The following is a 14,594-nucleotide window of genomic DNA, read 5'->3' as shown; positions in this document are numbered from 1 at the left end:
CTGGGGCGATCCCGGTCAGGTCAGGCTGACCAAGCGTTTTCCGGTCAGAAAACGCCGCTTCCGCAGGCCGCTCTGTCACGGAACGCCGCGCCCTGCGACAGCCATGCGGCTTTACCTGCCGCGCTTCTGCGGTAAGTTGAGCGCCGCGCGTGCAGAAACAACACCAAGGGGAGCCGCCGATGTCCAAGCTGTTCACGACCACCGCCCTTCTTGCCGCCCTGACCCTTCCGGCCCAGGCCGTCCAGCCGGCGGCGGGCGAGACCTTGGCCGACAGCCAGACCTATACCTATTGGCTGCTGGACGCGATCAAGACACTGGACCCGGCCAAGAACACCGATGTCGAGGGTTCCGATGTCCTGCGCCAGGTGTTCGAAGGGCTGATGAACGAAGGTCCGACCGGCGCGATGGTCCCCGGAGTGGCCGAAAGCCATACCGAAAGCGACGACGGGCTGACCTATACCTTCACCCTGCGCGACGCCCGATGGTCGAACGGCGATCCGGTGACGGCGCAGGATTTCGTCTATGCCTGGCAGCGGGTGGTGAACCCGGAAACCGCCTCGGAATATGCGTGGTTCCTGGAACTGATGAACGTGCAGAACGCCACGCAGATCATCGCGGGCGACCTGCCGCCCGACCAGTTGGGCGTGCGCGCCGTGGACGACAGGACGCTGGAGGTCAGGCTGACCGCGCGCACCCCCTATTTCCTGAAAACGCTGTCTCACGCGACCACCTTCCCGGTGCCGCAAAAGGTCGTGGAACAGCACAGCGACGCCTGGACCCAGCCCGGCAATCTGGTCGGCAACGGCGCCTTCACGCTGCAAAGCCACAACCTGGGCGTGGACATCACCGTAGTGAAGAACCCGGAATACTGGGACGCCGCCAATGTCGTGATGCAGACCGTGCGCGGCGTGACCGTGAACGACAACAACATCGCATTGACGCGGTATCTGGCGGGCGAACTGGACCGCGTGCAGATCCCGGCGGGCCAGTATCCGCGCCTGTCTGGGGACTATCCCGACCAGGCTGTGTCGATCCCCTATGCCTGTTCCTATGCCTATGTCTTCAACGTTTCGGACAAGGGCCCCGAGGCGCTGAAGGACGTGCGCGTCCGCCAGGCGCTGTCCCTGGGCCTGAACCGCGACATCATCGTGGACCAGGTGCTGCAAGGCGGCCAAAAGCCCGCCTATAGCTGGACCCATTGGGCGATCGAGGGCTTCCAGGCCCCCGACACGGAAATCGCCGCCATGACGCAGGAACAGCGGACCGAAAAGGCCCGCGCCCTGCTGACCGAGGCGGGTTACGGTCCCGACAAGCCGTTGGCCCTGACCCTGCAATACAACACGGACGAGAACCACAAGAAGCTGGCGATCGCCGCCCAGCAGTTCTGGAAGCCGTTGGGCGTGAACATCACGCTGAACAATGTCGAATGGAAGGTGCATACCGACCGTATGCAGAACCAGGATTTCGACATGGCCCGCTATGCCTGGTGCGCCGACTATAACGAGGCTTCGACCTTCCTGGACTGGTTCCGCACCGAAGGCTATAATTCGGGCAAATGGTCGAATGCGGAATACGACAAGCTGATGGCCGAGTCCAAAACCGCCGCGGACACCGCCCCCCTGTATAAACGGGCCGAGGAAATCCTGGCACAAGAGGTTCCGGCGGTCTTCGTCTATCACTATGCCAAGGTCGACATGCTGAACCCGGCCGTGAAGGGCGTTCCCACGGAAAACGTCACGAATGCCTGGTATGCCAAGGACTTCTACCGGGTCGCCGACTAAGGCCCGCCGATGTTCGCCTATATCCTGCGGCGGCTGGCCATCGCGGTTCCCACGCTGCTGTTGCTGATCGTGCTGTCCTTCCTGCTGATGCACCTGGCGCCGGGCGGGCCGTTCACCCAGGAACGCGCCCTGCCGCCGCAAGTCCTGGCGAACCTGAATGCCAAATACGGCCTGGACGACCCGCTGTGGCGCCAGATCTGGAACTATGTCTGGGGCATCGTCGTGCATTTCGACTTTGGCCCCAGCTTCGTCTATCCCGACCGCACGGTGAACCAGCTGATCGCCGACGGTTTCCCGGTGACGCTGACCTATGGGTCGCTGGCCTTTCTGGCCGCCGTGGCCGTCGGCATCACCCTGGGCACGCTGGCCGCGATCCGGCAGAACACATGGCTGGATTACCTGGCGGTCGGCATCTCCATCGGCGCGCAGGTGCTGCCGAATTTCGTGATGGCGCCGCTGCTGGTGCTGGTCCTGACGCTGTGGCTGGGCTGGCTGCCCGGCGGCGGGTGGAGCTTTTCCGACCCCTCGTTCTGGATCATGCCGGTGATCGCGCTGTCCACCAGCTATATGGCATCCATCGCCCGGATCACCCGGTCGTCCATGCTGGAGGTGCTGGGCAGCAACCACATCCGCACCGCCCGGGCCAAGGGGATGCCGGAACACCGCGTCATCCTGCGCCACGCGTTGCGCCCCGCGATGCTGCCGGTCGTCAGCTATCTGGGGCCGGTCTTCGTGTCGATGATCACCGGATCGGTGGTGATCGACATCTACTTTTCGACCGGCGGGATCGGCAAGGCCTTCGTCGATTCGGCGCTGAACCGCGACTATGCGGTGATGATGGGCGTCACCATCCTGGTCGGCGCGCTGACCATCCTGTTCAATCTGGTCGTGGACATCCTCTATGCCTGGATCGACCCGAAAATCCGGTACTAGGCCATGGTGATCGACGAACGGAAGATGCGCTCGCTGGCCGCCCGGATGGCCCAGGCCGAGGTCAGGGGCCGGTCGCCCTGGGCCGATGCCCGCAGGCGGTTCTTCCGCAACAAGGCCGCCATGGCGGGCCTGATGATCCTGGTCCTGGTGGCGCTGTTCGCCATCTTCGGCGGCCAGGCCGCCGTGTGGTCGAACGAGGAGCTGGATTTCAGCGTCATGGGCCAGGTCGCCACCATGGGCGCACCTTCCTGGTCCAACGGCCATTACTTCGGCACCGACGACCTGGGCCGCGATCTGTTCGCCCGCACCGTCCAGGGCACGCAGATCAGCCTGCTGGTGGGGATCGTCGGCGCGGGCATCGCGGTGATCGTGGGCACGCTTTACGGCGCGGTCGCCGGCTATGTCGGCGGGCGCACCGACCAGGCGATGATGCGGCTGGTCGATATCCTGATGTCGATCCCCTACATGTTCGTGCTGATCCTGCTTCTGGTGATGTTCGGTCGGTCCATGTCGATGCTGTTCCTGGGCATCGGCCTGATTTCCTGGCTGGACATGGCCCGCATCGTGCGCGGACAGACCCTGTCGCTGAAGAACCGCGAATTCATCGAGGCCGCGCGCGCCACAGGCGTCCCCACATGGCGCATCATCACCCGCCATGTCGTGCCGAACCTGCTGGGCGTGGTCGCGGTCTATGCCACGCTGCTGGTGCCGCTGATGATCCTGACCGAAAGCTTCATCAGCTTCCTGGGCCTGGGCGTGCAGGAGCCGCTGACATCCTGGGGCGCGCTGATTTCCGAGGGCGCGGGAACGATGAACTATGGCACCCTGTGGCAGCTTGCCTTCCCGCTGTTCTTCTTCGTGATCACGCTGTTCGGCTTCTTCTTCGTGGGCGACGGCTTGCGCGACGCCCTGGATCCCAAGGATCGCTGACGATGCCGCTGCTTCGGATCGAGGATCTGTCCGTCCGCTTCCGCACCCATGACGGCGCGGTGCAGGCCGTGAACAATGTCACCCTGTCCGTCGATCCGGGAGAGACGCTGGGCATCGTCGGCGAATCCGGGTCCGGCAAATCGCAACTCGCCTTCGCGGTGATGGGCCTGCTGGCGCGCAATGGCGAGGCTTCGGGCCGGGTCCGGCTTGACGGGCAGGACATCCTGAACGCCCCGCCCAAGGTCATCAACCGGGTTCGCGCCGAAAAGGTCGCGATGATCTTCCAGGATCCGATGACCTCGCTGAACCCCTATATGCGCGTCTCGGACCAGATGGCCGAGGTGCTGGTCCTGCACAAGGGCCTGTCGAAACGCGACGCGGTGGCCGAATCCGTGCGGATGCTGGACGCCGTGCGGATCCCCGACGCGCGCGGCCGGGTGCGGCTTTACCCGCACGAATTCAGCGGCGGGATGCGCCAGCGGGTGATGATCGCCATGGCCCTGCTGTGCCGCCCGAAACTGCTGATCGCGGACGAGCCGACGACCGCGCTGGACGTGACGGTTCAGGCGCAGATCATGACGCTGCTGGCCGACCTGCAACGCGATTTCGGCATGGCGATGATCCTGATCACCCATGATCTCGGCGTGGTGGCGGGGGCCTGCGAACGGGTCGCGGTGATGTATGGGGGCCGGATCCGAGAACTGGGGCCGGTCGGGCCGGTCTTTGCCGATCCGGCCCATCCCTATACCCAGGGCCTTTTGTCGGCGATCCCGCGCATCGACGCAAGGGACGACGAACTGGCCGTCATCCCCGGCCAGCCCCCGGACATGAGCCGCCCGCCCCCCGGCTGCGCCTTCCAGCCGCGCTGCGCCTATCGCCGCGACGCCTGCGACGACCGCCCGCCGCTGGCACCCTTCGCCCCGGACCGCTGGCGCGCCTGCTTCGCGCCGCTGGACGAGCTGCGGGCGGGAACGAAGGCATTCCCATGACCCGACCACTTCTGACCGTCCGCGACCTGCGCGTCAGCTTTCCCATTCGCCCTTCCGGCGCGATGCCCTGGACCCGGTCCCGCCTGCTGCGTGCCGTCGACGGCGTGGATTTCACCCTGCCGGCAGGCCAGACGCTTGGCGTCGTGGGCGAATCCGGTTGCGGGAAATCTACCCTGGCCCGCGCCCTGATCGGGCTGGTCCCGGCCAAGGGCCGCGCGGAGTGGATCGACGGCGCCGATCTGATCGGCCTGTCACCCCGCCGGATGATGGCCTATCGCAGCCAGATCCAGATGATCTTCCAGGATCCGCTGGCCAGTCTGAACCCGCGCATGACCGTGGGCCAGATCATCGCCGAACCGCTGGCCACCCACCGCCCGGACCTGCCCAGGGCGCAGATCCGGGACCGGGTCAAGGCGATGATGGACCGCGTCGGTCTGCTGCCCAGCCAGATCAACCGCTATCCGCACGAGTTCAGCGGCGGCCAGTGCCAGCGGATCGGCATCGCCCGCGCGCTGATCGTGGAACCCCGGCTGATCATCTGCGACGAACCCGTCAGCGCGCTGGACGTGTCGATTCAGGCGCAGGTCATCAACCTGCTGATGCGCTTGCAGGCGGACTTGGGTCTGTCGCTGATCTTTATTGCCCATGACCTGTCAGTGGTGCGCCATATCAGCGACCGGGTGATGGTCCTGTATCTGGGCAAGGTGATGGAGATTGCGTCCTCGGACGACCTTTATTCGAACCCGCAGCATCCCTATACCCAGGCGCTGCTGTCGGCGGTGCCGGTCCCCGATCCGTCCCAGGATCCGGCGGCGCGGATCGTGCCGCTGCGGGGCGAACTGCCCTCGCCCACGGACCCGCCCTCTGGCTGCGTGTTCCGCACCCGCTGCCCCCGCGCGGCCGCCCGCTGCGCGGCCGAGGTGCCAGTTCTGGCGGGCAGCGACCACCAGACCGCCTGCCATTTCCCTGGCCCCCTCACGGCCCAGGAAATCGCCCGCGCCCGCACGGTCGAAGCGGCCTGACACCGCCGCTTCTTCTTTGTCCAAATACCCCCGCCGGAGGCGGACGCCCTCAGCCGACCACGATCCGCCCGGGGCCTTCAACCGCCCGCCCGATCACGGCCGCCTCGGCAAAGCCGTGTTCGGCAAAGATCGCCAGGGCCGCATCCGCCTGATCCTCGGCGCAGGCCACCAACAGCCCGCCGCTGGTCTGTGGATCGCTCAGCAGCGCGCGATCCGTGTCGGCGAAGCCCTCGGGCAACGCGACCTCGGCCCCATAGCTGGCCCAGTTTCGGCCCGACGCACCCGTCACATGGCCGCCCGACGCCAGGTCGCGCACCCCGGCCAGCAGCGGCACGGCGGACCAGTCCAGCCGCAACTCGCAGCCCGACCCCCGCGCCATCTCCAACGCATGGCCCGCCAGGCCGAAGCCCGTCACATCGGTCATCGCATGAACCCCCGGCAGCCGCGCCAGATCCGGGCCGGGGGTGTTCAGCCGGGTCGTGGCAGCGATCATCGCGCGATAGCCGTCATCGGGCAGCGCGCCCTTTTTCAGCGCCGCCGACATGACCCCGACACCCAGAGGCTTGCCCAGGATCAGCACATCGCCCGGCTGCGCGCCGGAATTGCGCTTCACATGCGCCGGGTCGACCAGTCCCAAAGCGACAAGGCCATAGATCGCCTCGACCGAATCGATGGTATGGCCGCCGCCGATGGGGATCCCGGCCTCGCGGCAGGCCATCGCGCCACCTTCCAGGATCCGGGCGATGGTCTCGCCCGACAGCGTGTTGATCGGCATCCCGACCAGCGACAGGGCCATGATCGGCGTGCCGCCCATCGCGTAGACATCGCTGATCGCATTGGTCGCGGCGATGCGGCCGAAATCCAGCGGATCGTCGACGATCGGCATGAAGAAATCCGTCGTCGCCACCAAGGCCTGCCGGTCGTTCAGTCTGTAGACCGCGGCATCGTCGGATGTCTCGATCCCGACCAGCAGCGCCTCGGGCACCGGCAACATCGCCGTGCCGCGCAGCAGGCCGGTCAGCACGCCCGGCGCGATCTTGCAACCGCAGCCGCCGCCATGGGACAGGGATGTCAGGCGGGGTTCGGTCTTCAACTGGTCGTCCATCGGCGCCTCCGTATCGTTGGCGCCACGCTATCACCTGCAAATCGCATCTTCAACGAAGCCCCGTTTGCGCTTAGGACGGTCCCGCAAGGAGAAGCCCATGCTCAAGACCCGCATCATCCCCTGCCTGGACGTGGCCGACGGCCGCGTCGTCAAGGGCGTCAACTTCGTGGACCTGATCGACGCGGGCGATCCCGTGCAGGCGGCCAAAGCCTATGACGCGGCGGGGGCGGACGAGATCTGTTTCCTCGACATCCACGCCACGCATGAAAATCGCGGCACCATGTTCGACCTGGTGACGCGCACCGCCGAACAGTGCTTCGTGCCGCTGACCGTGGGCGGCGGCGTGCGCACCCATGACGATGTGCGCGCCCTGCTGCTGGCCGGGGCCGACAAGGTCAGCTTCAACTCGGCCGCCGTGGCCGACCCTGACGTGGTGGCCCAGGCCGCCGACCGCTTCGGCAGCCAGTGCATCGTCGTGGCCATCGACGCCAAGACCGTCGCGGATGGCCGATGGGAGATCTTCACCCATGGCGGCCGCAAGCCCACCGGCATCGACGCCGTGGACTTCGCCCGCACCGTCGAGGCGAAGGGCGCCGGAGAGATCCTGCTGACCAGCATGGATCGCGACGGCACGCGGGCGGGCTTCAACATTCCCCTGACCCGCGCCATCGCGGATGCGGTGAACATCCCCGTGATCGCCTCGGGCGGGGTCGGCACGCTGGACCATCTGGTCGAGGGCGTGACCCAAGGCCATGCCAGCGCGGTCCTGGCTGCATCCATCTTCCATTTCGGCACCTTCACCATCGCCGAGGCCAAGGCCCACATGGCCGCCGCAGGCATCCCGATGAGGCTGACATGAGCGCGATCCACGACCTTGCCGCCACCGTCGCCGCCCGCAAGTCCGCCGACCCGGACGACAGCTGGACCGCGAAGCTGCTGGCGAAAGGCCCCGAGAAATGCGCCGAGAAGTTCGGCGAGGAGGCCGTCGAGGCGATCATCGAGGCCGTCAAGGGCGACCGCGACCGCCTGACCGCCGAGGCCGCCGACGTGATCTTCCACCTGCTGGTGATGCTGGCCGCGCGCGATGTGACGCTGGCCCAGGTCGAAGCGGAACTGGACCGCCGGGCGGGAACCTCGGGCCTGGCCGAAAAGGCGTCGCGGCCCACCTTGGGTTGAGAAACCCTTCCCCTTGACGCGGTTCCAAGGCTATAAGGCTGAAAAATCGTCGCGGCCGGGCAAGGTCGCGGCACCATAGGACATTGGCAGAGGACCGCATGAGCAACGATTCCCAAAACGGCAAGCATCACGAAGGCGACGTGGCTTTCATCCAGTCGCTTGCCGAACTGCTGAATGCCAGCGACCTGTCCGAACTGTCGGTGAAACGGGAATACGGCGAACATGACCGCCTGACGGTCAGCCTGTCCAAGCAGGGCAAGCAGGTCACCTATGCTGCGCCCGCCCCTGCCGCCGCTCCGGCGCCCGCGCCTGCTTCGGCCCCTGCCGCCGCCGCGCAATTGCCCGCGATCAGCGAGGATCCGGCCAGCCTGCCCGGCGCCGTGACATCGCCGATGGTCGGCACCGCCTATCTGTCCGCCGAACCGGGCGCCGCGCCCTTCGTCCAGATCGGACAGGCGGTGGCCGAAGGCGACACGCTGCTGATCGTCGAGGCGATGAAGACCATGAACCACATCCCGTCGCCCCGCGCCGGCACGGTCAAGCGCATCCTGATCGACGACGGCACCCCGGTCGAATTCGGCGCCCCGCTGATGGTCGTCGAGTGAGGGACGGCATGTTCGACAAGATCCTGATCGCCAACCGGGGCGAGATCGCCCTGCGCGTGATCCGCGCCTGCCGCGAGATGGGCATCGCCTCGGTCGCCGTCCATTCCACCGCCGATGCCGATGCGATGCATGTCCGCATGGCCGACGAATCGGTCTGCATCGGCCCGGCGCCCTCGTCGGCCAGCTATCTGTCGATGCCCGCGATCATCTCGGCCTGCGAGATCACCGGCGCGCAGGCGATCCATCCCGGCTATGGCTTCCTGTCCGAAAACGCCGCCTTCGTGCAGATGGTGGAAGACCACGGCATCACCTTCATCGGCCCGCGCGCGGAACATATCCGCATCATGGGCGACAAGATCACCGCCAAGGACACGATGAAGAACCTGGGCGTGCCCTGCGTGCCCGGCAGCGAAGGCGGCGTCGACGATGTCGAGGACGCGCGCAAGGTCGCGGCCGCCATCGGCTATCCGGTCATCATCAAGGCCACGGCGGGCGGCGGCGGGCGCGGCATGAAGGTCGCCCATGACGACAAGGGTCTTGAAGTCGCCTTCCGCACCGCACGGGCCGAGGCCAAGGCCGCCTTCGGCAATCCCGATGTCTATATCGAAAAATATCTGCAAAAGCCGCGCCATATCGAGATCCAGGTGTTCGGAGACGGCAAGGGCCGCGCTGTCCATCTGGGCGAACGCGACTGTTCGCTGCAACGCCGCCACCAGAAGGTGCTGGAGGAAGCGCCCGGCCCGACCATCACGCCCGAGGAGCGCGCCCGGATCGGCAAGATCTGCGCCGACGCGGTGGCCCGGATCGGCTATGCCGGGGCGGGCACTATCGAATTCCTGTACGAGGATGGCGAGTTCTACTTCATCGAGATGAACACCCGCCTTCAGGTCGAACATCCCGTGACCGAGGCGATCTTCGGCGTCGATCTGGTCCGCCAGCAGATCCTGGTGGCATCCGGCGCCGAGATGGAGTTCCGCCAGGAAGACCTGTCGATTCGCGGCCATTCCATCGAGGTGCGGATCAATGCCGAGAAGGTGCCGGGATTTTCGCCCTGCCCCGGCCGGATCACCCAGTATCACGCGCCGGGCGGCTTGGGCGTGCGCATCGATTCGGCGCTTTACGACGGCTATTCGATCCCGCCCTATTACGACAGCTTGATCGGCAAGCTGATCGTCCATGGCCGCGACCGGCCCGAGGCCTTGGCCCGGCTGGACCGCGCCCTAGGCGAGCTGATCGTGGACGGCATCGACACGACCGTGCCTTTGTTCACGGCGCTGTTGCAGGAACCCGACATTCTGGCGGGCAACTATTCGATCCACTGGCTGGAACGCTGGCTGGAACAGAAGTTCGGCTGACCGCGCCGATGCTGACCGCCGCGCAACTGCTGCAAGGCTATGCGCGCGGCGTCTTTCCCATGGCGGAAAGCGCGGCCGACCCGCGCCTTTACTGGTTCGATCCACCCCTGCGGGGAATTCTGCCGGTGGGCGGCGTCCATGCCGCACGGTCCCTGCTGCGCGACCTGCGCCGGGGCGGCTGGTCGGCGCATCTGGACGGCGATTTCGACGCGATGGTGGCGGCTTGCGCGAACCGGGAAACGACCTGGATCAACGCGCCGCTGGCCCGGCTGTACCGTCAGCTTCATCAGGCGGGACATGCCCATGCGTTTGAGGTGCGTCATGACGGCGCCTTCGCCGGGGGCCTTTTCGGAGTCACGCTGGGGGCGGCCTTTTTCGGGGAATCGATGGTGTCGGCGCGGACCAACGGATCCAGAATGGCGCTACTGTGGATGTCCAGCCATCTGGCCCGCTGCCGCTTCTCGCTGTTCGACACGCAGTTCCTGACGCCGCATCTTGAACGCATGGGCGGCCGGGAAATCCCCCGAGACGCCTATCGCCTGATGCTGGCGGATGCCCTGTCACGGCGCGCCGACCTGCATTCGCATCCGCTGCCGACCGCGGATCAGCTTTGGCAGGAAATCACCCAGACATCATAGCGCGTATCGTCAAGCGCCGACAGCGCGGGCGACGACGCGATCATCCAGCCGCTGAACAGCGTGACGTTTTCCGACATGTCGGTGATCGTCATCTGCGCATAGGCGTCGGAACTGGGATCGCCCGCCGGATAGCGGCACTCGCCCAACCGGACCTGCAGGCGGCCATACCGCACGGCCTCTCCGACATGGACCGGCAGGTCGGTGGTCCGGCCCGAGATCTTGTCCAATCCGCGCAGCAAGGCGCCCTCCGCGCGGGCAACCTCTTGCGCGGCGGCCGGGGCCGCCATGGCCGCGACCAGGGTAAGGGCGCGGATCACGAATTATCCTCGGCCTGGGCCTGGCTGTCCACGAACTTCATCATCAACTGCAACAGGCTGACGGCGCCCTGAACGTCCTCGATCTCGTCGCCCGGCGCCAGGTTGTCGGGGCTGCCGCCCGGCTGGATCTGGATATAGGCCCCGCCTAGCAGCCCGTCGGACTGGATGAGCGCGGCGCTGTCGCTGGGCAGGACGATACCGGCGGGAAGGCTCAGGCGGGCATCGGCCATGTAGGTGTCGGGGTTCAGCGTCACGCCGGTCACGCGGCCCACGGGAACGCCCGCCAGCCGAACCTCGGTCCCCACGGCAACTCCGTCCACATCGGGAAACGAGGCCCTGACCTCATACCCCGTCTCGCGCGCGAACCCCTTGCCGAAACCCCAGCCCAGGAACCCCGCCGCGACGGCCAGCACGACGGCGCCCGCCAGCAGTTCCGCTCGATGATCGGCCCCGGAGGTCATCTATTCCGGCTGCCAGGCGTCATAGTCACGCCGCTTCGGCTGTTCCGCCCGGTACAACGATCCTTCGGGATAATAGGCGCCGGGCGTCCCTGTCCGGTTTTCCTGATGCGGCTTTTCCCAGGGCTTGTGGGGCAGCGGCGCCTTGGTCGGCGGCTCGCTCCAGGTGTGGTGCAGCCAGCCGTGCCATTCGGGGCTGACCCTGCTGGCCTGCGATTCGCCGCTATAGATCACCCAGCGGCGCGATCCGTCCTTGTTCTGGTAGAATACGTTGCCCTCGGCATCCTCGCCCACCTTGATGCCGTTCCGCCAAGTCCAGAACTGGGTGTTGATGGTCTGGCTGTTCCACCAGGTCAAGGCGCGAAGCAGGAAGGACATGGGCGGAAACCTCTTGGTCTTTGGCTGGCACCGATATGGCGCAAAGCGCGGCGAAGATCCAGCCTGCACGAACGACACGGGGGGCCTTGCGGCCCCCGATGCTCAGCCCGCCACTGCTCAGCCAGCCGAGGCGGTTTCCTTTTTCGGATCGGAATGGATCAGCAGCGGCTTCGTGGCGGCGTTGTCCACGGCTTCCTCGTTGACCACGACCTCCTCGACGCTGTCCATGCCCGGCAGTTCGAACATGGTGTCCAGCAGAATGTCCTCCATGATCGAGCGCAGGCCGCGCGCGCCGGTCTTGCGCTTGATGGCGCGTTTGGCGATGGCTTGCAGCGCGTCGTCGGTGAAGGTCAACTGCACGCCTTCCAGGTCGAACAGGCGCTGATACTGCTTCACAAGCGCGTTCTTTGGCTTGGTCAGAATGATGATCAGCGCTTCCTCGTCCAGGTCGGTCAGAGTCGCGATCACCGGCAGACGGCCGACGAATTCTGGAATCAGGCCGAATTTCAGCAGATCCTCGGGTTCCAGTTCCTTGAACAGCTCGCCCACGCCGCGGTCGTCGTTCTCCTTGACCGAGGCGCCGAAGCCCATTGCCGTGCCCTTGTTGCGTTGCGCGATGATCCGATCCAGGCCCGCGAAGGCGCCGCCGCAGATGAACAGGATGTTGGTCGTATCCACTTGCAGGAATTCCTGCTGCGGATGCTTGCGCCCGCCCTGGGGCGGGACGCTGGCGACGGTGCCCTCCATGATCTTCAGCAGCGCCTGCTGCACCCCCTCGCCCGACACATCGCGGGTGATCGAGGGGTTGTCGGACTTGCGGGTAATCTTGTCGACCTCGTCGATATAGACGATGCCGCGCTGCGCCCGTTCCACGTTGTATTCCGACGCTTGCAGCAGCTTGAGGATGATGTTCTCGACATCCTCACCCACGTAACCGGCTTCGGTCAGGGTGGTCGCATCGGCCATGGTGAAGGGCACGTCCAGGATCCGCGCCAGGGTCTGGGCCAGCAGCGTCTTGCCGCAGCCGGTCGGGCCGATCAGCAGGATGTTCGACTTGGCCAGCTCGATATCGCCCTTGGCGCCGTGGTTCAGCCGCTTGTAGTGGTTGTGGACGGCCACCGACAGCACCCGCTTGGCATGTTCCTGGCCGATCACGTAATCGTCCAGGACCGCGCAGATTTCCTTGGGGGTCGGCACCCCGTCGCCGGATTTCAGCCCCGAGGATTTCGTTTCCTCGCGGATGATATCCATGCACAGTTCGACGCATTCGTCGCAGATGAAGACGGTCGGTCCCGCAATCAGCTTGCGAACCTCGTGCTGGCTCTTGCCGCAAAAGCTGCAATAGAGCGTGTTCTTGCTGTCACTGCCGGACTGGTTCGCCATCGTCCACGTTCCTTGATTGCCGCAGGTCTGCCAACCCGCAGGCGGCGCCGGTCGCCCTGTGCCGCATCTGAATTTTTCCGCGGCGAACAGGCCGCCACGGTGTCTGTCCTTTATGTTAGGGTTGACGCGCGCCCGTCACAATCCCCAACGGCCCTATTTCTTCTCGGGTTCCGCCTTGCCGCGCGGGGCGACGACCTCGTCGATCAGGCCCCAGTCCTTCGCCTCTTCGGGGGACATGAAGCGGTCGCGTTCCAGCGCCTCCTCGACCTCGGCCAGGCTGCGGCCGGTATGCTGGACATAGATCTCGTTCAGGCGACGCTTCAGCTTCTCGGTCTCTCGGGCATGGATCAGGATGTCGGTGGCCTGGCCCTGGAAGCCGCCCGAGGGCTGGTGGACCATCACCCGGCTGTTGGGCAGCGAATAGCGCAGCCCCTTTTCCCCCGCCGCCAGCAGCAGCGACCCCATCGAGGCGGCCTGGCCCACGACCAGCGTGGACACGCGCGGGCGGATATACTGCATCGTATCATAGATCGACAGTCCCGAGGTCACGACGCCGCCGGGGCTGTTGATATACATGCTGATATCCTTGTTCGGATTTTCAGCCTCCAGAAACAGCAGCTGCGCGCAGATCAGCGTGGACATGCCGTCATGGACCGGACCCGACACGAAGATGATCCGTTCCTTGAGCAGGCGCGAGAAGATGTCGTAGGCCCGTTCCCCCCGAGAGGTCTGTTCGACCACCATGGGCACAAGCGTGTTCATGTAGAATTCTGCCGGATCGGTCATCGTCTGTCCTTGCCTGGTGTCCCTGCCTGCGCGATTCGTCAGGGCGCTGATCCCATCTGTTAGCCGCGAAAGGTTGACAGAGTCTTAGTAACGGGCAAGGTCCGCCGCAAGGCATGGAACGAACTTCGCCCGGCCGGGCGGCAGGAGGATGGCGTGAAGCTGATCGTGGGGCTGGGCAATCCCGGCGCGAAATATGCGGCGAACCGGCACAATATCGGCTTCATGGCCGTGGACCGGATCGCCGCCGATCACGGCTTTTCGCCCTGGAAGGCGCGGTTTCAGGGGCTGGTCTCGGAAGGTCGGCTGGGAAACGCGCGGGTCGTCCTGCTCAAGCCGCAGACCTTCATGAACCTGTCGGGGCAATCGGTGGGCGAGGCGATGCGATACCTGAGGCTGTCCCCGGCCGAGGTGATCGTGCTGCATGACGAACTGGACCTGGCGCCGGGCAAATGCCGGGTGAAGCAGGGCGGCGGCCATGCGGGGCATAACGGGCTGCGGTCGATCCACCAGCATATCGGCGCCGATTACGGCCGGGTGCGGCTGGGCATCGGCCATCCCGGCCACAAGGACCGGGTTGCGCCCTATGTGCTGTCGGACTTTGCCAAGGCCGATGCGGACTGGCTGGACGACCTGCTGCGCGGCGTCTCGGACGAGGCGGCGGAACTGGCGGCGGGGCACGGGGCGCGGTTCCAGAACGCGGTCGCGGCGCGGACCCAGCCCGCCCGGAACAGCGGCACC

Annotated in this window: 17 protein-coding genes; 11 read left to right on the top strand and 6 right to left on the bottom strand. The window is 66.0% G+C overall.

From position 1 onward, the window contains the following. The first annotated feature begins 179 nt into the window (after positions 1 to 179). The 5 genes from PARHAE_RS17795 to PARHAE_RS17775 are packed head-to-tail and all read left to right on the top strand — an operon-like array spanning position 180 to position 5,655. Positions 180 to 1,781: a peptide ABC transporter substrate-binding protein gene (locus PARHAE_RS17795; RefSeq protein WP_126155902.1), complete on the top strand. Its 1,602-nt coding sequence runs from the start codon at positions 180 to 182 to the stop codon at positions 1,779 to 1,781. A 9-nt stretch (positions 1,782 to 1,790) separates the two neighbouring features. Beyond that, the gene (gene oppB, locus PARHAE_RS17790; protein WP_126155901.1) at positions 1,791 to 2,714 is read left to right on the top strand and encodes an oligopeptide ABC transporter permease OppB; all 924 of its coding nucleotides are present in this window, start codon (positions 1,791 to 1,793) and stop codon (positions 2,712 to 2,714) included. Between the two features lie 3 nt (positions 2,715 to 2,717). Beyond that, positions 2,718 to 3,644: an ABC transporter permease subunit gene (locus PARHAE_RS17785; protein ID WP_164555310.1), complete on the top strand. Its 927-nt coding sequence runs from the start codon at positions 2,718 to 2,720 to the stop codon at positions 3,642 to 3,644. A 2-nt stretch (positions 3,645 to 3,646) separates the two neighbouring features. Then, positions 3,647 to 4,633 (top strand): oligopeptide/dipeptide ABC transporter ATP-binding protein, encoded by a 987-nt coding sequence (locus PARHAE_RS17780; RefSeq protein ID WP_126155900.1) that lies wholly within the window; start codon positions 3,647 to 3,649, stop codon positions 4,631 to 4,633. Further along, positions 4,630 to 5,655: an oligopeptide/dipeptide ABC transporter ATP-binding protein gene (locus PARHAE_RS17775; protein ID WP_126155899.1), complete on the top strand. Its 1,026-nt coding sequence runs from the start codon at positions 4,630 to 4,632 to the stop codon at positions 5,653 to 5,655. Before PARHAE_RS17780 ends, PARHAE_RS17775 begins: the two co-directional genes overlap by 4 nt. A 49-nt stretch (positions 5,656 to 5,704) precedes the next feature. Here PARHAE_RS17775 and selD read toward each other — a convergent pair whose 3' ends face one another. Beyond that, on the bottom strand, positions 5,705 to 6,760 hold the full coding sequence (gene selD / locus PARHAE_RS17770) for a selenide, water dikinase SelD (protein ID WP_126155898.1): 1,056 nt from the start codon (positions 6,758 to 6,760) through the stop codon (positions 5,705 to 5,707). Between the two features lie 97 nt (positions 6,761 to 6,857). Here selD and hisF point away from each other — a divergent pair, with 97 nt between their 5' ends. From hisF to aat, 5 genes are all read left to right on the top strand, one after another. Beyond that, on the top strand, positions 6,858 to 7,619 hold the full coding sequence (gene hisF, locus PARHAE_RS17765) for an imidazole glycerol phosphate synthase subunit HisF (protein ID WP_126155897.1): 762 nt from the start codon (positions 6,858 to 6,860) through the stop codon (positions 7,617 to 7,619). Beyond that, positions 7,616 to 7,936, top strand: a complete 321-nt coding sequence (locus PARHAE_RS17760; protein WP_126155896.1) for a phosphoribosyl-ATP diphosphatase — start codon at positions 7,616 to 7,618, stop codon at positions 7,934 to 7,936. The genes hisF and PARHAE_RS17760 overlap by 4 nt, the downstream gene beginning before the upstream one ends. A 98-nt stretch (positions 7,937 to 8,034) precedes the next feature. Then, entirely contained in the window at positions 8,035 to 8,541 is a 507-nt protein-coding gene (accB, locus tag PARHAE_RS17755; RefSeq protein WP_126155895.1) for an acetyl-CoA carboxylase biotin carboxyl carrier protein, read from the top strand. Positions 8,542 to 8,549: 8 nt separating this feature from the next. Beyond that, complete coding sequence (gene accC, locus PARHAE_RS17750) at positions 8,550 to 9,896, top strand: acetyl-CoA carboxylase biotin carboxylase subunit (protein WP_126155894.1); 1,347 nt, start codon at positions 8,550 to 8,552, stop codon at positions 9,894 to 9,896. Between the two features lie 8 nt (positions 9,897 to 9,904). Then, on the top strand, positions 9,905 to 10,534 hold the full coding sequence (aat, locus tag PARHAE_RS17745; RefSeq protein WP_126155893.1) for a leucyl/phenylalanyl-tRNA--protein transferase: 630 nt from the start codon (positions 9,905 to 9,907) through the stop codon (positions 10,532 to 10,534). Here aat and PARHAE_RS17740 read toward each other — a convergent pair. The 5 genes from PARHAE_RS17740 to PARHAE_RS17720 all read right to left on the bottom strand — a co-directional run bounded on the left by PARHAE_RS17740 (position 10,501) and on the right by PARHAE_RS17720 (position 13,856). Continuing rightward, the gene (locus tag PARHAE_RS17740; protein ID WP_241232873.1) at positions 10,501 to 10,851 is read right to left on the bottom strand and encodes a DUF2155 domain-containing protein; all 351 of its coding nucleotides are present in this window, start codon (positions 10,849 to 10,851) and stop codon (positions 10,501 to 10,503) included. The genes aat and PARHAE_RS17740 overlap by 34 nt on opposite strands. Further along, on the bottom strand, positions 10,848 to 11,312 hold the full coding sequence (mlaD, locus tag PARHAE_RS17735) for an outer membrane lipid asymmetry maintenance protein MlaD (protein WP_126155892.1): 465 nt from the start codon (positions 11,310 to 11,312) through the stop codon (positions 10,848 to 10,850). The genes PARHAE_RS17740 and mlaD overlap by 4 nt, the downstream gene beginning before the upstream one ends. Continuing rightward, positions 11,313 to 11,687: an NADH:ubiquinone oxidoreductase subunit NDUFA12 gene (locus PARHAE_RS17730; RefSeq protein ID WP_126155891.1), complete on the bottom strand. Its 375-nt coding sequence runs from the start codon at positions 11,685 to 11,687 to the stop codon at positions 11,313 to 11,315. It lies immediately after the preceding gene. Positions 11,688 to 11,804: 117 nt separating this feature from the next. After that, positions 11,805 to 13,070 (bottom strand): ATP-dependent Clp protease ATP-binding subunit ClpX, encoded by a 1,266-nt coding sequence (clpX, locus tag PARHAE_RS17725; RefSeq protein WP_126155890.1) that lies wholly within the window; start codon positions 13,068 to 13,070, stop codon positions 11,805 to 11,807. A 153-nt stretch (positions 13,071 to 13,223) separates the two neighbouring features. Continuing rightward, the gene (locus PARHAE_RS17720; RefSeq protein ID WP_126155889.1) at positions 13,224 to 13,856 is read right to left on the bottom strand and encodes an ATP-dependent Clp protease proteolytic subunit; all 633 of its coding nucleotides are present in this window, start codon (positions 13,854 to 13,856) and stop codon (positions 13,224 to 13,226) included. A gap of 153 nt (positions 13,857 to 14,009) precedes the next feature. Here PARHAE_RS17720 and pth point away from each other — a divergent pair. Next, positions 14,010 to 14,594: aminoacyl-tRNA hydrolase (gene pth / locus PARHAE_RS17715; protein WP_126155888.1), on the top strand; the 585-nt coding region annotated here is incomplete at its 3' end.

The organism is Paracoccus haematequi (genome assembly GCF_900631945.1).
Classification (GTDB): domain Bacteria; phylum Pseudomonadota; class Alphaproteobacteria; order Rhodobacterales; family Rhodobacteraceae; genus Paracoccus; species Paracoccus haematequi_A.
The sequence above is the reverse complement of the archived record's forward strand: the minus strand, read 5'-3'. Positions and strand labels throughout refer to the sequence as shown.